The 21581-nt window shown below is 73.5% G+C and carries 23 protein-coding genes; 17 read left to right on the top strand and 6 right to left on the bottom strand.

Annotation, left to right across the window (positions count from 1 at the left end; genetic code table 11):
- Positions 1 to 80: 80 nt before the first annotated feature.
- Complete coding sequence (locus tag ACIA77_RS27395) at positions 81 to 815, top strand: SDR family oxidoreductase (RefSeq protein WP_395888847.1); 735 nt, start codon at positions 81 to 83, stop codon at positions 813 to 815.
- On the top strand, positions 812 to 1807 hold the full coding sequence (locus ACIA77_RS27390; protein WP_395888846.1) for an RNA polymerase subunit sigma-70: 996 nt from the start codon (positions 812 to 814) through the stop codon (positions 1805 to 1807). Before ACIA77_RS27395 ends, ACIA77_RS27390 begins: the two co-directional genes overlap by 4 nt.
- A gap of 47 nt (positions 1808 to 1854) precedes the next feature.
- Here the strand turns inward: ACIA77_RS27390 and ACIA77_RS27385 are convergent, their stop codons facing one another.
- Entirely contained in the window at positions 1855 to 2223 is a 369-nt protein-coding gene (locus tag ACIA77_RS27385) for a YciI family protein (RefSeq protein ID WP_395888845.1), read from the bottom strand.
- Positions 2224 to 2441: 218 nt separating this feature from the next.
- Here ACIA77_RS27385 and lexA point away from each other — a divergent pair, with 218 nt between their 5' ends.
- The gene (gene lexA, locus ACIA77_RS27380; RefSeq protein ID WP_395888844.1) at positions 2442 to 3098 is read left to right on the top strand and encodes a transcriptional repressor LexA; all 657 of its coding nucleotides are present in this window, start codon (positions 2442 to 2444) and stop codon (positions 3096 to 3098) included.
- 57 nt (positions 3099 to 3155) lie between these two features.
- On the opposite strand, the gene ACIA77_RS27375 is transcribed toward lexA, so the two are convergent.
- Both ACIA77_RS27375 and ACIA77_RS27370 read right to left on the bottom strand, forming a co-directional pair.
- Positions 3156 to 3905 carry an SDR family NAD(P)-dependent oxidoreductase gene (locus ACIA77_RS27375; protein ID WP_395888843.1) on the bottom strand — a complete coding sequence of 250 codons (750 nt, stop codon included), beginning with the start codon at positions 3903 to 3905 and terminating at the stop codon, positions 3156 to 3158.
- A 15-nt stretch (positions 3906 to 3920) separates the two neighbouring features.
- Positions 3921 to 6221: a glycosyl hydrolase family 95 catalytic domain-containing protein gene (locus ACIA77_RS27370; protein WP_395888842.1), complete on the bottom strand. Its 2301-nt coding sequence runs from the start codon at positions 6219 to 6221 to the stop codon at positions 3921 to 3923.
- Positions 6222 to 6482: 261 nt separating this feature from the next.
- On the opposite strand from ACIA77_RS27370, the gene ACIA77_RS27365 reads away from it, so the two are divergent.
- Both ACIA77_RS27365 and ACIA77_RS27360 read left to right on the top strand, forming a co-directional pair.
- Positions 6483 to 7472: a LacI family DNA-binding transcriptional regulator gene (locus tag ACIA77_RS27365; RefSeq protein WP_395888841.1), complete on the top strand. Its 990-nt coding sequence runs from the start codon at positions 6483 to 6485 to the stop codon at positions 7470 to 7472.
- Between the two features lie 172 nt (positions 7473 to 7644).
- Complete coding sequence (locus tag ACIA77_RS27360; protein ID WP_395888840.1) at positions 7645 to 8037, top strand: Lsr2 family protein; 393 nt, start codon at positions 7645 to 7647, stop codon at positions 8035 to 8037.
- 132 nt (positions 8038 to 8169) lie between these two features.
- Here the strand turns inward: ACIA77_RS27360 and ACIA77_RS27355 are convergent, their stop codons facing one another.
- On the bottom strand, positions 8170 to 8739 hold the full coding sequence (locus ACIA77_RS27355; RefSeq protein WP_395888899.1) for a TIGR03086 family metal-binding protein: 570 nt from the start codon (positions 8737 to 8739) through the stop codon (positions 8170 to 8172).
- A gap of 126 nt (positions 8740 to 8865) precedes the next feature.
- On the opposite strand from ACIA77_RS27355, the gene ACIA77_RS27350 reads away from it, so the two are divergent.
- The 12 genes from ACIA77_RS27350 (at position 8866) to ACIA77_RS27295 (ending at position 19658) form a co-directional block, all read left to right on the top strand.
- Positions 8866 to 9210 carry a cupin domain-containing protein gene (locus ACIA77_RS27350; protein WP_395888839.1) on the top strand — a complete coding sequence of 115 codons (345 nt, stop codon included), beginning with the start codon at positions 8866 to 8868 and terminating at the stop codon, positions 9208 to 9210.
- 304 nt (positions 9211 to 9514) lie between these two features.
- Positions 9515 to 10486: a dihydroorotate dehydrogenase gene (locus ACIA77_RS27345; protein ID WP_395888838.1), complete on the top strand. Its 972-nt coding sequence runs from the start codon at positions 9515 to 9517 to the stop codon at positions 10484 to 10486.
- A 49-nt stretch (positions 10487 to 10535) separates the two neighbouring features.
- Positions 10536 to 11783, top strand: coding sequence for an MFS transporter (locus tag ACIA77_RS27340; protein ID WP_395888837.1), 1248 nt, complete (start codon positions 10536 to 10538; stop codon positions 11781 to 11783).
- A 14-nt stretch (positions 11784 to 11797) separates the two neighbouring features.
- Positions 11798 to 12595, top strand: coding sequence for an IclR family transcriptional regulator (locus tag ACIA77_RS27335; protein WP_395888836.1), 798 nt, complete (start codon positions 11798 to 11800; stop codon positions 12593 to 12595).
- On the top strand, positions 12592 to 13029 hold the full coding sequence (locus tag ACIA77_RS27330; protein WP_395888835.1) for a hypothetical protein: 438 nt from the start codon (positions 12592 to 12594) through the stop codon (positions 13027 to 13029). The genes ACIA77_RS27335 and ACIA77_RS27330 overlap by 4 nt, the downstream gene beginning before the upstream one ends.
- Before the next feature lie 29 nt (positions 13030 to 13058).
- Positions 13059 to 13532 (top strand): hypothetical protein, encoded by a 474-nt coding sequence (locus tag ACIA77_RS27325; protein ID WP_395888834.1) that lies wholly within the window; start codon positions 13059 to 13061, stop codon positions 13530 to 13532.
- A complete protein-coding gene (locus ACIA77_RS27320; protein WP_395888833.1) occupies positions 13529 to 14824 on the top strand; it encodes a Zn-dependent hydrolase in 1296 nt (431 codons plus the stop codon). The genes ACIA77_RS27325 and ACIA77_RS27320 overlap by 4 nt, the downstream gene beginning before the upstream one ends.
- Positions 14821 to 15678, top strand: coding sequence for a dihydroorotate oxidase electron transfer subunit (locus ACIA77_RS27315; RefSeq protein ID WP_395888832.1), 858 nt, complete (start codon positions 14821 to 14823; stop codon positions 15676 to 15678). The genes ACIA77_RS27320 and ACIA77_RS27315 overlap by 4 nt, the downstream gene beginning before the upstream one ends.
- Complete coding sequence (locus tag ACIA77_RS27310) at positions 15675 to 16970, top strand: dihydroorotase (RefSeq protein ID WP_395888831.1); 1296 nt, start codon at positions 15675 to 15677, stop codon at positions 16968 to 16970. Before ACIA77_RS27315 ends, ACIA77_RS27310 begins: the two co-directional genes overlap by 4 nt.
- On the top strand, positions 16967 to 18355 hold the full coding sequence (locus tag ACIA77_RS27305; protein ID WP_395888830.1) for an aspartate ammonia-lyase: 1389 nt from the start codon (positions 16967 to 16969) through the stop codon (positions 18353 to 18355). The genes ACIA77_RS27310 and ACIA77_RS27305 overlap by 4 nt, the downstream gene beginning before the upstream one ends.
- Before the next feature lie 76 nt (positions 18356 to 18431).
- Positions 18432 to 18659: a three-helix bundle dimerization domain-containing protein gene (locus ACIA77_RS27300; protein ID WP_395888829.1), complete on the top strand. Its 228-nt coding sequence runs from the start codon at positions 18432 to 18434 to the stop codon at positions 18657 to 18659.
- 99 nt (positions 18660 to 18758) lie between these two features.
- The gene (locus ACIA77_RS27295; RefSeq protein WP_395888828.1) at positions 18759 to 19658 is read left to right on the top strand and encodes a MurR/RpiR family transcriptional regulator; all 900 of its coding nucleotides are present in this window, start codon (positions 18759 to 18761) and stop codon (positions 19656 to 19658) included.
- On the opposite strand, the gene proC is transcribed toward ACIA77_RS27295, so the two are convergent.
- Together proC and ACIA77_RS27285 are read right to left on the bottom strand one after the other, a co-directional pair.
- Positions 19655 to 20461, bottom strand: a complete 807-nt coding sequence (gene proC, locus ACIA77_RS27290; protein WP_395888827.1) for a pyrroline-5-carboxylate reductase — start codon at positions 20459 to 20461, stop codon at positions 19655 to 19657. The two genes, ACIA77_RS27295 and proC, sit on opposite strands and share 4 nt — an antisense overlap.
- The gene (locus ACIA77_RS27285) at positions 20458 to 21447 is read right to left on the bottom strand and encodes a proline racemase family protein (protein WP_395888826.1); all 990 of its coding nucleotides are present in this window, start codon (positions 21445 to 21447) and stop codon (positions 20458 to 20460) included. Before ACIA77_RS27285 ends, proC begins: the two co-directional genes overlap by 4 nt.
- Positions 21448 to 21581: the final 134 nt, after the last annotated feature.

Raw genomic sequence — 21581 nt, 5'->3', positions numbered from 1 at the left:
ACTCCTCCGCGCCGACGGTTTTCCGCGGCCCCGCCGGTCTTGATGCGGACTGGTTCTCCAACCGCGCAAAGGAGTGTCCGATGGCGTTCGAGACTGCAGTGGTGACCGGGGCGAGCCGCGGGTTCGGGCGGGCGATCGCCGCCGCGCTGGTGGCGGGCGGCGTGCGGGTCGTGGGCATCGCGCGAGGCGAGGCCGACCTGCTCGCCGTGCGCGAGGAGCTCGGCGAGCTCTTCACCCCGCTGGCCGCCGACGCGACCGACGGGAAACTCGCCGAAGCCGTGCTCCACGAACACCGGCCCGGGCTGCTCGTGCTCAACGCCGGAGCCACGCCGCACATGGCCCCGGTCCAGGACCAGACCTGGGAGACGTTCAGCCGCAACTGGCACGTGGACACGCGGCACGTGTTCGCGTGGACGCGGGCCGCCCTGCGGGAGCCGCTCGCGCCGGGCAGCGTGGTCGTGTCGCTCTCCAGCGGGGCCGCCCTCGCCGGGTCGCCGCTCAGCGGCGGGTACGCGAGCGCCAAGGCCGCGATCCGCTACCTGCGTGGCTACGCCGCCGGCGAAGCCGAACGCGCCGGGCTCGGGCTGCGGTTCCTGACGCTGCTGCCCCAGCTGACTCCGGCGACCGGGCTCGGCTCGGCGGGAGTCGCCGGTTACGCGGCGCGCGAGGGCGTCGACCCGGACGAGTTCGTGCGGGACCGCCAGCCCGTGCTCACGCCGGAGCAGGTCGCCAAAGCCGTGACCGACCTCGCCGCTGATCCGGACGCCGCGCCGGAGCACGTGGTCGGCGGTGCCGGGGTGCGGCCGCTGCCGTGAGCACCGCCTACAGTGGACTCCCGCGCACCCGGGGAGAAACCACGATGCCGTCGGACGCCGAGTTCACCGCCGTGACCGAGCCGTTCCGGCCGGAGCTGCTCGCGCACTGCTACCGGATCCTCGGCTCGGTGCAGGACGCCGAGGACCTGGTGCAGGAGACCTACTTGCGGGCGTGGCGCGGGTTCGCCGGCTTCGAGGGCCGTTCGTCGGTGCGGCGCTGGCTGTACAAGATCGCCACCACCGCGTGCCTCACGGCGCTGGAAACCCGCGCCCGGCGGCCCCTGCCGTCAGGCTTGGGTGCCCCGGCGGACGACCACCGCGTGGCGGTCGCCCCGCGTGAACCCGCGGTCGCGTGGCTGCAGCCGGCGCCGGACTTCGCCGCGGCGGGCCCGGCGGCCGACCCCGCGGTGGTCACAGCCGCCCGCGCGGGCGTGCGGCTGGCCTTCATCGCGGCGCTGCAACTGCTGCCCGCGCGGCAGCGGGCCGTGCTGACCCTGCGCGACGTGCTCGCGTTCCGCACCGCCGAAGTGGCCGAACTGCTGGACACCACGACCGCGGCCGTCGACAGCGCGCTGCGCCGCGCCCGGGCACACCTCGCCGACGCCGCGCCGGTCGAGGACGACCTCAGCGAGCCGGCCGCGGACACCCACCGGGCCTTGCTCGAGCACTACGTCGACGCCTTCACCCGCGCCGACGCCGACGAGCTGATCCGGCTGCTGCGCGCCGACGTCGAGCTGGAGATGCCGCCGATCCCGACGTGGTTCAGCGGCCGCTCCGCCGTCGTCGGGTTCCTCGCCGCCCGCGTGCTGGCGCGCGACCGCTGGCTCCTGACCCCGACGCGGGCCAACGGTCAGCCGGCGGTCGTCGTCCACCACCGCGCCGACGGGAAAGCCGTGCCCTACGGCGTGCAGGTCCTGACCGTGCGCGGCGATCGCATCGCCCGCCTCACCTCGTTCAACGACCCGGCGCTGGTGCCGGCGTTCGCCCGGTGACCGGGGAGCCGGTCCACCCACCCCTCGGGAGCGGACCGGCCCCCGCGTCACGCGGACGGGATCTCGTCGAACTCGACGACCTGCCGGACCTCGACCTCGATCTCGCCGTCGAACAGCGCCGCGTACGTCTTGGCGTAGGCGACGGCCTCTTCGCGGTTCGGGAAGTTCACCAGCGCGAACCCGCCGATGACCTCCTTGGCCTCGGTGAACGGGCCGTCGGTCGCCTTGATCGCACCGTCGGGCGATTTGCGCACCAGCGCGCCCTTTTCGGACGGGTGGACGCCCTCGGCCGTGATCAGGATGCCGTTGTCCACCGCCTCCTGGATGAACTCGCCCATCTTCTTCACGAACTCCGGGCTCGGGTTCCACGCCGCCGAGTTCTGCTCCGACAGCCGGTGCATCATGAGAAACCGCATGTCCACTCCCTGTCACATCTGGGCCGGGATCCGGATCCGCCCGGACTCGCTGACCGGCCCACACCGACGCGTCGAACGGCCGCACCCCCGATCGACACCCGGCCGCGAACATTTTCGAGGAACCTTCCACCGGGGACCAGCCGCACCGCCGGGGGAACTCGCGCGACGCACCGGACCGGTCCCCGGCCCGCGGCGCGGTGCCCTCTACGATGCGGAGCGTGACCACCTACGACGACACCTTCGACCACCTCGACCCCTCGTCGCTGCCGTTGCGGCAGCAGCAGATCCTGGTCACGATCCGGGATTGGGTGGTCCGCGAGGGCTACGCGCCGAGCAGCCGCGAGATCGGCGAGGCGGTGGGCCTGCGGTCGTCGTCCTCGGTGTCGAAGCACCTGGCGGCCCTGGAGGACAAGGGTTATCTGCGGCGCAGCAGCTCGATGTCGCGGCCGATCGACGTCCGCGCGTTCCTCACGGGCCCGGCCGCCCAGGAGGGCGGCGAGGACTCGGTGCCGGTGCCCGTCGTCGGCCACATCGCGGCCGGTACGCCGATCGCGGCGGAGGAGCACGTCGACGACATGCTGACGCTGCCGCGCGGGCTCACGGGCCGGGGCACCGTGTTCGGCTTGCGCGTGCGCGGCGACTCGATGATCGATGCCGCGATCTGCGACGGCGACATCGTGGTGGTGCGCCAGCAGCCCGAGGCGCACTCGGGCCAGATCGTCGCGGCCATGATCGACGAAGAAGCCACCGTGAAGGTCTACCGGCGCCGCAACGGGCACGTGTACCTCGAGCCCCGCAACCCGGCCTACGAGGTGCTCGACGGCGACCGGGCCGTGGTGCTCGGCATCGTCGTCTCCGTGCTGCGGAGTGTTTGACCGGCACTCTTCAACCGGCACTCTTCAACCGGCACTCTTCAACCGGCACTGGGGTGATCACCGCATGAACAAGCCGCCGTTGATGTCGAAGGTGGCGCCCGTGATGTACCCGGTGGCCTCGCCGCACAGGTAGGCGACGAGGTCCGCCACCTCCTCGGCGCGGCCGAACCGGCCGACGGGGATCGCGGCCTCCGCGGCGCGCAGCTGCTCGGGGTCCAGTTCGTCCATCACCGGCGTGCGGGTCGCCGCCGGCGCGACCGCGTTGACCGTGACGCCCGAAGGCGCCAGCTCCTTCGCGAACACTTTGGTGAGCACGAGGATCCCGGCCTTCGACGACGCGTAGTGCGCGCCCGCGACCAGCCCGCCCTGCTGCCCCGCCAGCGAAGCCAGGTTGACCACCCGGCCCCAGCCGCGCTCGCGCATCCGCAGCGCGAACTCCCGCGTGAGCAGGAAAACGCCGCGCAGGTTGGTGGTGAGCACGTCGTCCCACTCGGCCGGCTCGATGTCCCACACCGACCGGCTCTGCGTGCGAGCCGCGTTGTTCACCAGGATGTCCGGCGCGCCGAACCGCTGCCGCACCTCGGCGGCCACGGCCCGCACCGCCTCGGGATCCCGGACGTCGACCTCGAACGCCGCCGCGGTCTCGGCCGCGGCATCGAGTTCGCGGGCCCGCGCGGCGGCGCTCGGCGCGTCCACGTCGAGCAGCGCCACGCGGTGCCCCGCTTCGTGCAGCCGCGCCGCGACCGCGGCCCCGATCCCCCGCCCGGCCCCGGTCACCACGGCCGTCCTGCGCTCGTCCGTCCCCATGCGGCGCACGCTAGATCACGGCAGGCCCCACGGCGCGCCCGGCCCGCTCGACGCCACGGGCCGCACCGCGAAGTCCGGCCGGTCTCCCGCGCGGTACACGAAAACGTTCTCACCGCGCGCCAGCTCCACCCGCACGTCGCCGTTCGGCGCTCGGCGCCACCGCTTCGCACGGCCCCGCGCATCGGTGACCGCGAGCTCGCCCTCGATCCCCGGCCGCAGCACGCACGGCGCGCCGGCCTCGCTGTGGACCTTGAGCCAGCGCGTCTTCCCGGCTTCGCGCGCCGCGCTGAGCAGGAACGCGCCCTCGGTGCGGAAGTCGCGCAGCGCGACGTCGCCCCACGACGCGGGGACCGCGGGAAAGAGCCGCAGCACCCCGTCCCAGCTCTGCACCAGCATGTCCTGCATCGACTTCACCGCCGACAGCGGCGTTTCGATCACCGGCCCCGACTCCTGGTACATCGTGTTCGGCTCGAGGTAGCGCTTCTGCAGTTCGTCGAGGTACCCCGCCGCCTGGTCGCCGCGCAGCATCGCCGCGGAGATCGACGCGGCGCCGGTGAACGAATAGCCCTGCAGCGCGCCCTCGAACCCCACCCAGTGCGCGAGCGACTTCTCGATGAGCGCGCGGTTCTCCGGCTGCTCCCACGTGATCTCGTAGAGCGGGTAGACCTGCAGCAGGTGCGAGTAGTGCCGGTGCGACTTCGCGAAGGGCACGCCGGCGCCGATCATGTACCCGTTGCCGTCGACGGCGTAGGGCGCGAGGTTCGCCAGCACGTCGCGCCACCGCGGTGCCAGCGGGTCGGCGACGCGCAGTTCGCGGGCGAGGTCGAGCAGCGTCCGGCAGCCCCAGCGCAGCAGCGCGAGGTCGTAGGTGCAGTCGGGGGCGCCCACGCCGTACTCGGGGGAGAACGTGGGAGGCAGGTGCAGCTTGCCGTCGGTGCCCGGTGCGAGGAAGTGCAGGTAGTAGCCGATCGCCTTGCGCAGCAACGGGAACAGCGTTTCGCGCAGCAGCCCGCGGTCCAGGGAGTGACGGTAGGAGAGCCACACGTTGTGCAGGGCCCAGGTGAGGTTGCCGACCTCCGGCACGGGCGGGTCCTGGCCGGGGACGCCGACGGGGAACCCGCTGGTGGCGTCGGAGATCCCGTTGTCCAGCGTCAGGTCGGTGGTGCGGGGAATGCCCGCGGAGTCGGCGCGGTACGGCTCGGCGAGCTGCCCCGACAGGTTCGCCCGGTACTGGCCGAGCGCGCGGCTCACGGCGTCGAGTTCCAGGTGGTTGGAGCCGTGGATGAGCCAGTACTCCAGCTGCACGTTGAGGTTCCACCACGTGGCGGGCCACGGGGTGTTCTCGAGCCACGGGCCCGAAGTGGCCATCACCGGGGCGTCGCGGCGCGCGGCCGAGGCGAGCTTGTACAGCTGGATCCAGTAGAAACTCTGCAGCCGGGTGTCGGGCAGCGACACGAAGCTGCGCCGGTAGTGGTCGTGCCACCAGCGGCGGTGCTCGCCCGTGAGCGCGCCGAACTCGCCGGCGGTGCGCACGGTCCGCAGCGCCCGCGCGGCCGACGTGCGTTCGGGGTGCGACCAGGCCACCGACGCGTACAGGGTCCGGGCGCCGCCGCGGGTCACCTCGCGCCAGGCCGTGACGTGCTCACCGCCGGCCAGCAGGGGCTGTTCGGCGAGGCTGCTGTCGCCGGCCCGTCGCACGGTCGCCGGCGGATTCGCGACGTACCCGGCGGGCGGCGCCTTCTTCCACACCGGGTCGGCGCGCGGGCTCACGGCCTCGGCGGGGTGGAACGTCCAGCGGAACCCGCGTTCGCCCTCGCTCGGGCGGACCTCGACGGCGAGCAGCGGCTGTCCCGTGTGGACGATCGCGCGCAGCGCGAGGCTGCCGGCCGCCGTGGTGATGGTGCCCGTGAGCTCCGCGTGCCACAGGTCCAGCCGCCAGTCGACGCCCGTGATCGCGCCGACGGGTTCGAGGGTGAAGGAGCCGATCGGCAGCCGGGCGAGCCCGAACAGCGCCCCGTACTGGGGCCGGTGGTCCTGCACCTCGCTGTGCTGGACGGTGAACCGCACGGCGTTCTTCCCCGGCTCCGCGTAGACGCCCGAGCCGAGGAACCCGTTGCCGAGGAACGGCCCCTCCGTCCATGCGGCGGGCAGCCGCCGCCACCGCAGGTCCGCGGTGGCGAGGAACGCGGCCCAGTCGAAGTCGTCACTGCCCGGCTCACTCGCGGCGGTCGCTGCAACGGCTGCACTGCCTCCGGCCGCGGTCGCCGCGAGCCCGGCGAGCGCGCCGCCGAGCACCGTCCTGCGCGAAACGTCCATCTCGACCTCCAGACTTCGGCGGCGGGGGTCGGCTCCAAAACATAGGATGTCTACCCCGGGTTGTCGAGACTCCACTCGCCATTGCCGACGAGGTCCGCCCATTCGTCCGATGACTGGTTGACCAGCGCCGGCCGGACGAGTAGAACGAGCGGCGGTCCGCGGCGCCGGGGACCGGGCGGGGCGGACGTCACCACCCCGGCGAACCCGGGCAGCCCTACAATCGGGCCGCAGCCGCGCCGCGGTGGTGGGCAAAGGAGGACCGTGCCGGTCACGATCCGGGATGTCGCACGGCGGGCAGAGGTGTCGGTGGCCACGGTGTCACGGGCACTCGGCTCCCCCGACCGAGTCAGCGCGGTGACGCGCGCCCGCGTGCTCGAGATCGTGCGCGAGCTGGGGTACCGGCCGAGCCCGGCGGCGCGCAGCCTCATCACCGGCAAGACCGGCGCGATCGCGATCGTGGTGCCGGACCTGGGGAACCCGTTCTTCACCGGCGTGCTCAAGAGCGTGCAGGCGCAGGCGCGCCGGACCGGCCACGCCGTGCTCGTCGGCGACAGCGACGAGGACCCGGCGACCGAGCAGGAACTCGTGCGCACGATGGCGAAGCAGGCCGACGGCCTGCTGCTGTGCTCACCGGGGATCGACGACGCCACCATCACCGAACTCGCCGGCCTCACACCGCTGGCGCTGCTGAACCGGCGCGTCACCGGGATCGGCGCGACGGTGATGGACAGCGCGGGCGGGATGCGCGAGATCGTGGCGCACCTGGCCGGGCTCGGGCACCGGCGCTGCGCCTACCTCAACGGCCCGCTGACGTCGTGGTCCAACAGCGAACGGCTGCGCGGACTGCGGTCCGCGGCCGCCGAGCACGGGGTCGAGATCCGGGAACTCGGCCCGTTCGCCCCGCGCTACGAGGACGGCGCTCCGGCCGCCGACCAGGCGCTGGCCGCCGGGGTCACAGCCGTGCTCGCTTACAACGACGTGATGGCGCTGGGTGCGCTGGCGCGGCTGCGCGAACGCGGGGTCGCGGTGCCGGGCGAGGTGAGCGTGACCGGGTTCGACGACCTCGTCTACGCGGCGGTCTCCGCTCCCCCGCTCACCACCGTCGCCATGCCGCTGGCCGAATCGGGCCGGCGCGCGGTCGAGCAGGTACTGGCCCACTCGGCCGGGGAAGCGGCCGGGCGGGTCGTCACGGAACTGCCGACGCGGCTGGTCCTGCGCGCCTCCACGGGCCCGGTGCGCGAAAACAGCTGAGCAATTCTCGGCGGCGCGATGCGGAAATGCGGAGAAATGACCGGGCACTCCTGCGGGTAACTCCGGGAATTCCCGGGCCGGGTCCCCCTATCCACTGTGGATAGATGTTACAGTGCTTCGAAAGCCACCGAAAACGTGGCGGCCGGCCACTTTCGAGGAGGAATCACCGCCGATGGCGCACAAGGTCCTGGTCCAGATGGTGGACGACATCGACGGCGGCGTCGCGCACCAGACGGTGCCCTTCGGTCTCGACGGCGTCCAGTACGAAATCGACCTCTCCGACGAGAACGCCGAAAGCCTGCGCGAGGAGTTCGCCCGCTACATCGCCGCGTCGCGCCGCACCGGCGGCCGGAAGGTCCGCCAAGGCACGGCTTCGGCCACGCCGACGCCCGCGGACCGCGAACGCTCGCGCGAGATCCGCGCATGGGCCGCGGAGAACGGCTGGAGCATTTCCGAACGCGGCCGCATTCCGACCGACGTGATCACCGCGTTCGAAGACAGCCGCAGCGCCGGCCCGAAGCCCCGCTCGCGCGGCGGCCGCAAAAAGGCCACCGCGAAGGCGTGACGCCGGAACCGGGCAACTCGGGCACGCCGACAATTCCGGAACGGCTGATCGCCTGCGGAAATGCGGCGCACCCGGGCCCGCCGGAATGATCTCGAGTGGATCAGAACCCGGCGTTCCCGGGGGCCGCCGCGGTCAGCCGATCGGGCCCGGCTCGCGGCCGAGGAATGCGAGCAGTCGCTTCGTTTCACCGGCGTCCGCGGGCGGCGTGACTTCCGGCCCGAAGAACTCCGGCCGCCGCAGCGGGATCGACCGCGCCCACGTGAACACGATCGCCACCAGCCGCTGATCAAGCGACACGGGCACCCCGGCGGCGCGGGCGACGTCCCAGGTGTGCACGAGCGTGTCGGCGACGAACGCCGGCAGCACGCTCGCCAAGACCACCTCGCCGCCGTCGATCCGGGCCACGCGCGAAGGCACGTCAGCCCCGAGCCCGGCCGCGGTGTCCGCGTGGGTCCTGCGCCACGCGGCCGCGGCATCGCCGGGGCACAGCACACCCGGGTCCGGGGCACCGGGCTGTCCCGCTGTCTCCGGGTAGTCCGCGCGGGTCGCCCACGCCCACAGCTTCCGCCGGCCCCACAGCACGTGGCCCGCGACGTCGCGCGCCGTCCACGCCGAGCACGGCGACGGCGCGTCCCAGCGGTCCGCGGGCACCCGCGCCACCACCTCGCCGAACCCGTCCTGCGCCACCCGGTACTGCTCCATCAGGTCCACACCCGCTCCCTTCACCGATCGCCGTCACCCCTGCGACCACCGGCGGGCCGCGAAACCGACAGCCCGGCGTCGCGAATTCCGGTCCCGGGAGCGCCCCGCGGGGCTACCGTGGTCGGAATGACCGATTCGACCACCAGAGAAGACGCCGCTGAAGCCCAGGCCGCGCTGACGCGGAACGTCGAGGGCCACGAGGTCGGTGCGGGCGTGTCCATCATCCGCGAGAGCACCGACGTCGAGGGCTCCGGTCCGCGCCTGCACAGCCACCCCTACCGCGAGACCTTCGTCATCCAGCGCGGCCGCGCCCTCTTCACGATCGGCGACGAACAGCGCGAAGGCCGTGCGGGAGACGTCCTCGCCGTACCGGCCGGGGTGCCGCACAAGTTCGCGGTCCTCGGGCCGGGCCGCTACGAAGCCGTGCACATCCACGAGAACGACCGGTTCGTCACGGAGTGGCTCGAATAGGACCGTCCGTCCACTCGCGACGGCGCAGTGCCGTGCACCCAGTGGTGTTCGCATTCGCACATTTGTCACACCGCCGCACCCACCCGCGCCCAGGCCCCCGAAGCGGGCCCTGACCTGCGGAACGTCCGTGACACCCGCCCGAGGCGTTTCCGCCTCGCGGAAGCCGGCCCGGCCCACACCACCGCGTGGTGAAAACCGCGCCTCACCAGCGCCGGGGCACCGGCTGCGGACAGCCTTGACACCGCGCGGGCCGCCACCCATCCTCACAGCTTCAGTTTCCGTTCGATGGAGGGTGTGATTCCGCATGACGGAGGTGCTGGAGCGGCCGGCGAGCGACGATCGCGACCGGCTGTTCGCCACCGCGCCCGAGGCGGTGGTGGACCTGTCGGTCCCGCTCGGCCCGCTGACGCTCGCGAACCCCGTGATGCCCGCCTCCGGGTGCTTCGGACCCGAGCTCGGCCCGCTGCTGCCGGTGCGGGAGCTCGGCGCCGTGGTCACCAAAACGGTGTTCGCGCAGCGCCGGTCCGGCAACCCGTCGCACCGGCTGACCGAGAGCGCGCTCGGCATGCTCAACAGCGTCGGCATCCCCAGTCCCGGCACGAGCCGGTTCGTCCACGAAGTGCTGCCGCGCTACCGCGAGTTCGGCGTCCCGGTGATCGCGAGCGTCGGCGGGCTGTCCGTCGACGAGTACTGGCACGTCGCCGACGAGCTGGCCGGCGCGGAGTGCGCGGCGTTCGAGGTCAACGTCTCCTGCCCGAACCTCGAGCACGACGGGCTCATGATCGGCGCCGACCCCGCCGCCGTCGAGGCCGTGGTGGCCGGCGTCGTGGCCCGCACGCCGTTGCCGGTGTTCGTGAAGCTCACCCCGGGGGTCACCGACATCGGCGAGATCGCCCGCGCCGCCGAGCGCGCCGGCGCCACGGCCGTGACCGTCAGCAACACCTTCCCCGCGCTGGCCGTCGACGTCCGCACTCGCCGCGCGGTGCTCGGCAACGGCACCGGCGGCCTGTCCGGTCCCGCCGTGAAACCGCTGGCGCTGCGGCTGGTCTGGCAGGCCGCGACCGCCGTCGACATCCCGGTGATCGGCTGCGGCGGCATCAGCAGCGCCCGTGACGTCGCCGAGTTCCTCATCGCCGGTGCCACCGCCGTCCAGGTCGGCACCGCCACGTTCACCCGCCCCTACGCGATGGTCGACATCGTGCGCGACCTCGCCCGCACCTGTGCCGAGCTCGAGGTGACCGCCGCCTGCGAGCTCATCGGAACCCTGCGCGCCTGACCCCCTGATCCCCCGCTTTCCCCCCGACGTCGTGAGGAGTGCCCCGCCCATGTCCGACGAAACGCTCACCGGCAGCACCGCGCCACCCGCCGCGGCCGCGACGAGCACGCGCTACGCCCGCAAAGCCGTGTTCGCCTCGTCCCTCGGTTACGCGATGGACGGCTTCGACCTGCTGATCCTCGGTTTCGCCCTCTCGGCGATCTCCGCGGACCTCGGGCTCAAGCCCACCCAGGCCGGCTCGCTCGCGACCATCACGCTCATCGGTGCCGTCGTCGGCGGCATCGCCTTCGGCGTGTTGTCCGACCGGATCGGGCGCGTGCGCGTGCTCACGTACTCGGTGATCTTCTTCGCCGTGTTCACCGGCCTCACGGCGATCTCCAGCGGCTACTGGGAGATCGCGATCTTCCGGTTCCTCGCCGGCGTCGGCATCGGCGGTGAGTTCGGCATCGGCATGACGCTCGCGGCCGAGGCGTGGCCGGCGGCGAAACGCGCCCGGGCGACGTCGCTGGTCGGCCTCGGCTGGCAGGCCGGTGTGCTGCTCGCGGCGCTGGTCTCGGCCCCGGTGCTCACGGCGTGGGGCTGGCGCGGGCTGTTCCTGCTCGGCGCGTTCCCCGCCGTCGTCGCGATCGTGTTCCGCTCGCGGCTGCACGAACCCGAGCAGTTCACCCGCCACCGCGAGAGCCAGGCTGGAAAGCCGAAGGTACCGCTCAAGCTGCTCGTGGCCGACGGCCCCACCACGCGCGCGACGATCGGTGTCCTCGTGCTCACGTCGGTGCAGAACTTCGGCTACTTCGGCATCATGACGTGGCTGCCCACCTACCTCGCGACGCAGTTCGGCTACAGCCTCACGAAGTCCGGGCTGTGGACGGCCGTCACGGTGGTCGGCATGGGTGTCGGCATCCTGGCGTTCGGCGAGCTGGCCGACCGGATCGGGCGGCGCAAGACGTTCTGGCTCTTCCAGGCCGGGGCCGCGGTGTCGGTCCTCGGCTACAGCCAGCTCTCCACCCCGTGGGCGCTGATGGCGGGCGGCGCGATCATGGGCGCCTTCGCCAACGGCATGATCGGCGGGTACGGCGCGCTGATGGCCGAGCTCTACCCCACGGCGATCCGCGCCACCGCGCAGAACGTCCTGTTCAACCTCGGCCGTGCGGTCGGCGGGTTCGCCCCGATCGTCGTCGCGCTCGTCGCCGGCAGCTACGGCTTCGGTTTCGCGATCGGGGTCCTGTCCGTGATCTACGTGGTCGACATGGTCGCGATGGTCTTCATCCCCGACCGGCGCGCCGAGCGGCTCGCCTGAGCGGAAGGGTTCGCATGCAGGTCGTCATCCGCGCCTTGTCCGTGCTTCGCGCACTCGCGGCGAAGGGCAAGGGCGCCACGCTCCAGGAGCTGCACGAAGAGCTCGACATCCCCGTGGGCAGCGCGCACCGCGTGCTCACCACGCTGGTGGAGGAGAACTTCGTGACCCGCTCCCCCACCAACAAGCGCTACTTCCTCGGCCCGGCCGCGCGCCAGCTCGGCGAACCGGCCCAGCAGCGCACGGCTCTGCTGGCCAGCCCGCACCAGGCGGTGGTCGACGCCGCCGAGGGCAGCGGCGAGACGGTGTTCCTCACCGAGCTCATCGGCGCCCGCGCGGTGTGCGTGGCGCTCGTGGAGGGGCGCCACCCGCTGCGGCTGTTCGTGCGCATCGGCCAGGAGATGCCGCTGCACGCCGCCGCGTCGAGCCGCAGCCTGCTGGCTTACCTGCCCGAGGCCGCGGCCCGGCGGGTGCTGGAAACCCAGCCGCTCGACGCGTTCACACCCGACACACCGACCACAGTGGACGAACTCGTCGAGCACCTCGCGCTCGTGCGGGCCCGCGGCTACGACATCTGCGACGACGAGCTGGACCGCGGCGTGTGGGCGGTCGCCGCACCCGTGTTCACGTCGACGGGCGCGGTGGCGGCGAGCGTCACGCTCGCCGCGGCCGGCGGCCGGATGCGCGAAGGCGACGCGCGGGCCGCGGCGACCGACGCGGTGCTCACCGCCGCGCACGAGCTGTCGGCCGAGCTCGGGTTCACCGGCGGCGCGGTCACCACCGCCACCGGCGGCGCGGCGAGGAGCGCGCGATGAGCCTCGACCAGGACCTGGCCACCGCGCTCGACACCACGGGGGTGTTCGTGGACGTCGCCCGCCGCCGCGCGGAACTGCGCGCGGACCTGCTGGCCGTCGGCGCCACCGCGTTCGCCACGCGGCCCGCGCTCCTGCGGCGCGCCGCCGCTCTGCTCGCGGCCGGGCTGCCGGCCGCCCTCGACCGGCTGGTGGCCGGCGACGGCCCCGACGCGGTCGCCCTGGCCACGGCGCTCGCGCTGCACACCGGGCTGCCGGTCACGATCACCGGCCCGGACGGCGCGCGGGGCGAGGTGCACCGCGGCGACCGCGTCGCGGTGGTCACGCCCCGCGCCGACCCGGCCGCCACGCTGGCCGCCCGGGTGCGCGCGGCCGGCGCCGAAGCCGTCGCCACGCTGAGCGTGTTCGCCGCCGACGGCACCCCTGCGTTCGCCTGAATCCCTTCCCCCACTTCGGAGAACCCGTCATGACGACTCCCGTGCAGGACGCGGGCGCGGCCGTGCGCAAGCTCGGCGTCAGCCCCGACACCTACGGACCCACGCTCAACACCCACCTCGACCCCGCCGCGACCGAGCTCGTCGGCACCGCGGTGGCCGAACTGCTCGCCGCGCACCCGGTGGACCAGGTCGCGGTGTGGCACGGCGCCGACGACGCCGTGCTCGCCCACGTGGTCGCCCGCCGCCTCGGCGCCGTGGTGACCCGCGTGTCCGAACTCGAAGGCGTGGTCGGCTTCTACCCGCCCGTCACGGCCGGCACGCGCGTGGCCCTGCTGGGCACCGCGTGGCAGCCCGCCCGGCTGCGCACGCTGCTGAACCTGGCCGCGACCGCGCACGCCGAGGTCACCGCGGTGGCGGCCGTCCTCACCACGCCCGCGCTCACCGACGTGACCGGCCCGCCGGCCGTCGCCCTCCTGGCCGAACCGCCGGAGGCGCTCCGATGACCACGTCCACTGTGGACTTCCGGTTGCGCGCCGACGAAACCCGGCTCGCGCAGTGGCTGGACGAGTTCGCGGCACTGTCCGAACCGGACTCCGGCCCGGGCGTGACCCGGCTCGCGCACACCCCGCTGGAGCGGCGGGCGCACGCGCGCTTCGCCGACCACGTCACGGCGCTGGGCCTGACCGTGCACACGGACGCCGCGGGCAACACGATCGCCGAGCTCCCCGGCACCGCACCGGGTGCGCCCGCGCTCGGCACGGGTTCGCACCTGGACAGCGTGCCGAACGCCGGCGCGTTCGACGGCATCGCCGGCGTGGTCGCCGCGATGGAGACCGCGCGGCTCTACACCGAGCACGACGTGCGCCCGGCCCACCCCGTGCGGTTCGTCGTGTTCGCCGCCGAAGAGGGCGCGCGGTTCGGGCAGGCCTGCACCGGCAGCCGCCTCGCGGCCGGCCTCACCACCGCGGCCGATCTCGACGCGAAAGCCGACGCCGACGGCGTGACCCTGGCCGAGGCGATGCGCTCGGTCGGGCTCGACCCCGCGGGCGCGGCGAGCGCGCGCTGGCAGCCGGCGGACTGGGCGGCGTTCCTGGAGCTGCACATCGAACAGGGCAGTGTGCTCGAGTCGACCGGTCTCCCGCTCGGCGTCGTCGACCTCATCTCCGGCAGCACCCGCTTCCGGCTCGACCTCACCGGCCGCGCCTCGCACACCGGCGGCACCCCGATGCACCAGCGCGCCGACACGCTCGCAGCGGCCGCGGAGATCGTGCTGCTCGTCGAGTCGATCGCCACCGACAGCCGCCACCACGGCACGCGGGCGACCGTCGGCCGGCTCGACTCGGCGCCCGGCTCCATCACCACGATCGCCGGGCGGGCGCAATTGCACGTCGACGTCCGCGACGTCGACGGCGACCGCCAGCGCCTCACCTCCGCGGAGATCGTCGAACGCGCCGGCGCCATCGCCGCACGCCGCGGAGTCGGGTTCAGCGCCCACGCGCTGGCCGACGCCTCCCCCGTGCTGCTGCCGCGCCAGATCACCGACGTCGTCGCCGCCACGTGCGCCGAACTCGGCTACGCGCAGCGGGTCCTGCCCAGCGGCGCGAGCCACGACGCGCAAATGGTCAACCACATCACGCCGACCGGCATGATCTTCGTGCCGAGCCGCGACGGGATGAGCCACAGCCCCGACGAATGGACCGACGTCGCCGACCTCGCGCGCGGCACCGAAGTGCTCGCCCACAGCCTGCTCGCTCTTGACAGCGCTTTCCCCGTGCCCGGTTCGGAGGACGCATGACCACCGCACTGCGCGCCGTGCGCGACCACGTGACGCCGCTGCCCGCGACCGGCGCGGACCAGCCGGCCCCGACGTGGCACCACGCCGAGGTGCTGGAGCACCGCCCGGAAGCCGACCGCTACCAGTACCTGCGGCTGCACGCCCCGACCATCGCCCGCACCGCGGCCGCCGGCCAGTTCGTCATGCTCACCGCCGCGCGCCGCGGCGAACGCGGCCCCGTGCTGCCGCGGCCCATGGCGATCTACCGGCGCGACGCCGAAGCGGGCACGATCGAGGTCGTCTACGGCGTGGTCGGCGACGGCACGCGCAAACTCACCACGTTCGCCGCGGGTGAGCCGATGCTCGTGGTCGGCCCGCTCGGGCGCGGGTTCGCCGTGCCGGCGGACACCGGGCGCGTGCTGCTCGTCGGGCGTGGCATCGGCACGTGCTCGCTCACGACCGTGGCGCAGGACCTCGCCGGCAGCGCCACGGCACTGGTCGCGGTCGCCAGCGGGCGCACGCCGGAAGCCCTGATCGGCGCGCAGTTCTACCGCGACTGCGGCGCCGAGCGGGTGCTCACCGTGACCGACGCCGAAGGCACCAGCGGCGTCGAGCACCTGCGCGGGCTCCTGACGTCCACTTTGGACGCGGCACCGCCGCGGCGGATCCTGACGTGCGGGTCCGACCGGCTGGCCTGGCTGTGCCGCGAGCTGGCCGACCGCTGGGGCGCCGAAGTGCAGGTGTCGCTCGAGGCGCACATGGCGTGCGGGCTGGGCTACTGCCACGGCTGCGCCACCGGCACGCGCAGCGGCCCCGAGGAGTCGCCGCTCATCTGCAAGGACGGCCCCGTCTTCCGGCTCGAGAGCGCGCGATGACGGCGCTCGGGAACGTGGTCCTGTCGGGGGTCGCGCCGCTCGGCGGCGACCCCGTGGACGTCGTCGTGCACGACGGCCGGATCGCCGAGCTCCGGCCCGCCGGCACCACACCGGCGCCGGATCGCGTCGACGGCGAGGGACTCGTGCTGCTGCCCGCCTTCGTCGACCTGCACACGCACCTGCGCGAGCCGGGCGGCGAGGAAGCCGAGACCATCGCGACGGGGACCGCCGCCGCGGCGGCCGGCGGCTACTCCGACGTGTTCGCCATGGCCAACTGCTCACCCGTCACCGACTCCCCCGAGCGGGTCGCGCACGTGCTCGGCCTCGCCGAGCGCACCGCGTCGGCTCGCGTGCACGCGGTCGGCGCGATCACCGAAGGCCTTGCGGGACAACGGCTCGCGCCGCTGGCGGCCATGGCCGAGGCGGGCGCCCGGATGTTCTCCGACGACGGCCGCTGCGTCGACGACCCCGTGCTCGTGCGCGAGGCGCTCGCCGTCGCCGCGCGCACCGGCACCGTCATCGCGCAGCACGCGCAGTGCGGCCGGCTCGCCGGCGCCGGCCAGATCAACGCGGGTCCCGCCGCCGAGCAAACCGGCCTGCCGCCGTGGCCCTCGACAGGTGAGGAAACGATCGTCGCGCGCGACGTGGTGCTGGCGGCCGACGCCGGCGCCGCGCTGCACGTGTGCCACGTGTCCACGGCCCGCACGGTCGCCCTCGTGCGCTGGGCCAAGGCGCAGGGCTGGCCGGTGACGGCCGAGGTGACCCCGCACCACCTGCTGCTCACCGACACCGAAGCCGCGACCGAGCAGACCCGTTACAAGGTCAACCCGCCGCTGCGTTCGGCGCAGGACGTGGCCGCGCTGCGGGAAGCGTTGCGCGACGGCACGATCGACGCCGTCGCCACCGACCACGCCCCGCACCCCGCCGCGGCGAAGGCCGCCGACTGGTGCGGCGCGCCGTTCGGCATGACCGGGCTGGAGACGGCGCTCGCGGTCGTCGCGGAAGTGCTCGGCGCGGACTGGGCCCTCGTGGCCGAGCGCATGGCCCACGCGCCCGCGCGGATCGGCGGCATCGCCGGCGTCGCGGGCCGCCCGCTCGCCGCCGGCGAACCCGCGACGTTCACGCTCGTCCACCCGCGGGCGCGCTGGACGGTCGACCCGGCCGACACCGCCGGCCGCTCGCACAACACGCCGTTCGAAGGCCTGACCTTCACCCACCGGCCCGTCGCGACCGTCGTCGCCGGGCACGTCACCGCCGACCGCGGCGGGCTCTTCCCCGGGAGCACCCGATGACCACCACCCGCACCGAACGCGACCTGATCGGCGAGCTCGCCGTGCCGGCCGAGGCGTACTACGGCGTGCACACCCGCCGCGCCACGGCCAACTTCCCCATCAGCGGCCGGCCGCTGGCCACCCACCCGGAGCTCGTGGTCGCGCTCGCCCGCGTGAAGCACGCGGCCGCGCTGGCCAACCACGACGTCGGCCTGCTGCCCGCGGGCAAAACGGAGGTGATCGTCGCCGCGTGCGAGGAGATCGAGGCCGGCCGGCTGCACGAGGAGTTCCCCGTCGACGTGATCCAGGGCGGTGCCGGCACGTCGTCGAACATGAACGTCAACGAGGTCGTGGCCAACCGCGCGCTGGAGCTGCTCGGCCGGCCGCGCGGGGACTACGCGCACCTGCACCCGATCGACGACGTGAACCTCGGCCAGTCGACCAACGACGTCTACCCCACCGCGGTCAAGCTCGCGGTGCACGCGGCCGCCACCGAGCTGCTCGGCGCGATGGCCGAACTGCGCGCCGCGCTGCACGCCAAAGGCCGCGAGTTCGCCGGCGTGGTGAAGATCGGGCGCACGCAGCTGCAGGACGCCGTGCCGATGACGCTCGGCCAGGAGTTCACCGCGTTCGCCGTGACGCTGGGCGAAGACGAGCAGCGGCTGGCCGAAGCGCTCACGCTGCTCACCGAGATCAACCTCGGCGGCACCGCGATCGGCACGGGCCTCAACGCGCACCCCGACTACGCGCGCCTCGCGTGCGCGCACCTCGCCCGGCTGACCGGGCTGCCGCTCGTGACCGCCGGCGACCTCGTGGAGGCGACGGCGGACGCCGGGGTGTTCGTGCAGCTGTCGGGTGTGCTCAAGCGCGTCGCGGTGAAGCTTTCCAAGACCTGCAACGACTTGCGGCTGCTCTCGTCGGGGCCGCAGGCCGGGCTGAACGAGATCCGGCTGCCGAAGGTGCAGGCCGGGTCGAGCATCATGCCGGGCAAGGTCAACCCGGTGATCCCCGAGGTCGTCAACCAGATCGCGTTCGAGGTGATCGGCAACGACACCACCGTGACGCTGGCGGCCGAGGCCGGGCAGCTGCAGCTCAACGCGTTCGAGCCGATCATCGCGCACTCGCTGCTGAAGTCCCTGCGCCACCTGCGCACCGGCGCCCGCACGCTCGCCCGCCGCTGCGTCACCGGGATCACCGCCAACACCGAGCAGCTGCGCCGCCGGGTCTTCGAGTCGATCGGGCTCGTGACCGCGCTGAACCCGGTGATCGGCTACGAAGCGGCGAGCGCGCTGGCGAAGCGGGCGTCGGCCACCGGCCGGTCGATCCACGAGCTCGTCGTCGAGGACGGCCTGCTCACCGCGGAGCAGCTCGACACGCTGCTGGGCCTGCCGTCGCCGACACCGTGACGACGGTCACCGTTCACCTCTGGTTCACCTGGTTGTACTGCAATGAAACCTCCATCGGGTGACAGCAGGAGGCGCCATGAGCACGCACGCCCTCGAAGCCGCGGCGCCGGAGCAGGCCGACCCCCACTACGTGCACCTGGAGGCCCGGCTCGGCAGTGACTTCGCGGCCGCGGGGGCGGTGTCGGTGCACGAACTCGTGGAACGCGAGCGCGCGCGGTTCCGCGAGGCGCCGATCCAGGCGTTCGTGCCGATCCTCGTCGAGCGCGCTGTGCGAGCGGCGCTGACCGACCGGCCACTCGCCTGAGCCGGGTGGCGCGGCCCTGAAAATTCAGCCCGGCACCGTCCACTGTGCACTGTCCGCCTGCGCGGCGGGAGCGGGACCGGCGCTGGGTAGGCTCGGGGCGTGACCGCCCGTGACGAGAAGGCCGATCCGCTCAGCGCCCGCGTGGCGGAGCGGTTCGCCGAGCTGTCCCCCGCCGAGCAGCGGGTGGCGGACTACCTGACGCGCCACCAGCAGGCGATCCTGCTCTCCACCGCCGGCGACCTCGGCGCGCTCAGCGGCACGAGCGACGCGACCGTGGTGCGCGCGGTGAAAGCGCTCGGCTACTCCGGCCTGCCCGAGCTCAAGCGCGAGGTCGGCAAGCACGTCGTCGGCGACACCAACCCCGCGACGCGGCTGCGGGAGCGCATCGAGCAGACCGGCGGCGATCCGGCCGCGCTGCTCGACCAGGTCCTCACCGAGTCGGTCGAGCGGCTCACCGAAACCCGCCGGCTGCTGGCCACGCCCGAGTTCACCGCCGCCGTGGACCTGCTCGACGGCGCCGAAGAGGTGCTCGGGTACGGCCTCGGCCCGTCCGAGCTGCCGATGCGCTACCTCGTGACCCGGCTGCACCGGCTCGGCCGGCGCGCGTGGAGCACGTCGGCCACCGGGTTCCGGCTCGCCGACGACCTCGTGCGGCTCACGGCGGGCGACCTCGTGGTGCTGAACGCGCCCGACCGCGTGCTGCACGACATCAAGACGCTCGTCGAGCACGCCCGCGAGGTCGGCGCGCGCGTGCTGCTGATCACCAACTCGGTGCGGCCCGCGCTCGCCGGCCGGGTCGACGTGACGCTCACCGCCGTGCAGTCGCTCAGCGGCCTGTCCCACGACGGGCTCGGCGCGTCGCTCGTCGTCGACTGCCTGCTGGCCGGGCTGGCGCGCAAGGACCCCGAGGCCGTCTCGCAGCGGACGGACCTGCTCGCGGCCCTGCGCACCGCCCTCGCGCCGCGGGACCTGCGCCCGCGGCGGCCCGGCCGGCCCTAACGGCCCATTTCGCTCGCCCGGTCCCGTGCGGCCTCGATGGCCGTCATCACGGCCGCGCGCACGCCGCGCTCCTCGAACTGCCGGATCGCCGCGATGGTCGCGCCGCCCGGGCTCGTCACGGCCGCGCGCATCCGCACCGGATCGGCGCCGGGCTGCTGCAGCATCTCGGCGGCGCCGGCCGCGTTCGTCTTCACGAGCTCTTCGGCGAGCGGCCGCGGCAGGCCCAGCAGGATCCCGGCTTCGATGAGCGCTTCGGTGAGGAAGAAGTAGTACGCGGGACCGCTTCCGGACAGCGCGGTGATCGCGTCCATCCGGCTCTCCTCCACCCGCACCACCTTGCCGACGGGGTCGAACATCGCCTGCGCGCGGTCGAGTTCGGCGTCGCCCGCGTACGTGCCCGCGCTGATCGCGACGAGACCACGGCCGACCGACACCGGCGTGTTCGGCATGCAGCGCACCACGGCCGGCTTGCCGGGCAGCAGCGCCTCGAGCCGGGCGATGCGCACCCCGCCGACGGCGGAGACGAACAGCTGCTCGTCGTTCACGTCGTCGGCGACGGCCGTGAACAGGTCGTCGACGTGGTACGGCTTGACGGTCAGCAGCACAGTGCCCGCCGAGCGGATCGCCGGGCCCGCCTCGGCCGTGGCGACGCCGTAGCGCTCGCGCAAGTACGCGGCGCGCTCCTCGGCGAGTTCGACCACGACGACGTCGGCCGCCGTGAACGTCGGATCCGGTCCGGCGAGCATGCCGGCGAGCAGCGCTTCGCCCATGTTGCCGCCGCCGATGATGGCCAGTTTCGTCATCGCAGGGTGAACCCCGTTCCCAGTTCGTCGTGCGGGTCGAGGCTGAACACGCTCTCGCCCGTGCGGTGTGCGGTGCCTTCGATCTCCGTCACGACACTGCCGTTCTCGCGCGTCGCGAGGATGCGGCCGGTGAAGGTCGTGCCGATGATCGAATCGTGGGTGAGGACGTCGCCCTCGCGCAGCCGGCCCTCGGCGGCGAGCAGCGCCAGGCGCGCGGAAGTGCCGGAGCCGCAAGGGGAACGGTCGACCTGACCGTCGGCGAAGACGGTCACGTTGCGCTGGCGCGGGCCGGGCCCGGTGTCGCCGAGGTCGTCGTGGAAGATGACGCCGTAGACGCCGCTGAGCCGGCTGTCGGCGTGGCGCGCCCATTCGGTGCCGCTCAGCGCGGCCTTGATCTCGCGCCCGGCCGCGACGAGGTCGGTGTGGTGCTCGGGCACCACGGCCAGCCCGACCGAAGAAGCCGGGACACAGGCGTAGATCGCGCCGCCGTACGCGAGATCCACCTTGACCGGCCCGAGTTTCGTGGCCACCTCGACGTCGCGGCCGACCACGAACGCATCGACGTTGCGGAAGGCCACCGTCCGCACCTCGCCGCCTTCGGTCGTCACCGCGGCGACGACGCGACCCGAGGGCACGTCCATCGGCACTTCGGTCACGCCGTCGCGCACGGCCTCGACGCGGCCGGTGCGCACCGCCCACGCGCCGAGGGCGATCGTGCCGTGACCGCAGGCGGTCGAGTAGCCCTCGCGGTGCCAGAACAGCACACCGAAGAGCGAGCCCGGAGTTTCCGGTGGCACGAGGAAACACCCGTACATCGCCGCGTGGCCGCGCGGTTCGTTCACGAGCAGCTCGCGCACCGCGTCGATGCCCGGCGTCGAACGGGCCGACTCGCGCCGCTCGAGCACGGTCGCGCCGGGGATCTCCGGGGCCCCGGCCGTGACGATGCGGAAGGGTTCTCCCGCGGTGTGGTAGTCGGTGACGCTCACCGGATCCACTGTGGACACCTCTTTGTAGTGTTCATGACAGCAGACCATACATGGTAGTTTTCACTACGGGAAGACCTGTGAACGTCGTCACCGGGACCACCGCGCGGAATACTATTCGTGCACGAATAGTTGTA

The organism is Amycolatopsis sp. NPDC051903 (assembly GCF_044452505.1).
Classification (GTDB): domain Bacteria; phylum Actinomycetota; class Actinomycetes; order Mycobacteriales; family Pseudonocardiaceae; genus Amycolatopsis.
Note: the sequence above shows the minus strand (reverse complement) of the source record. Positions and strands in the feature narration are given on the sequence as shown.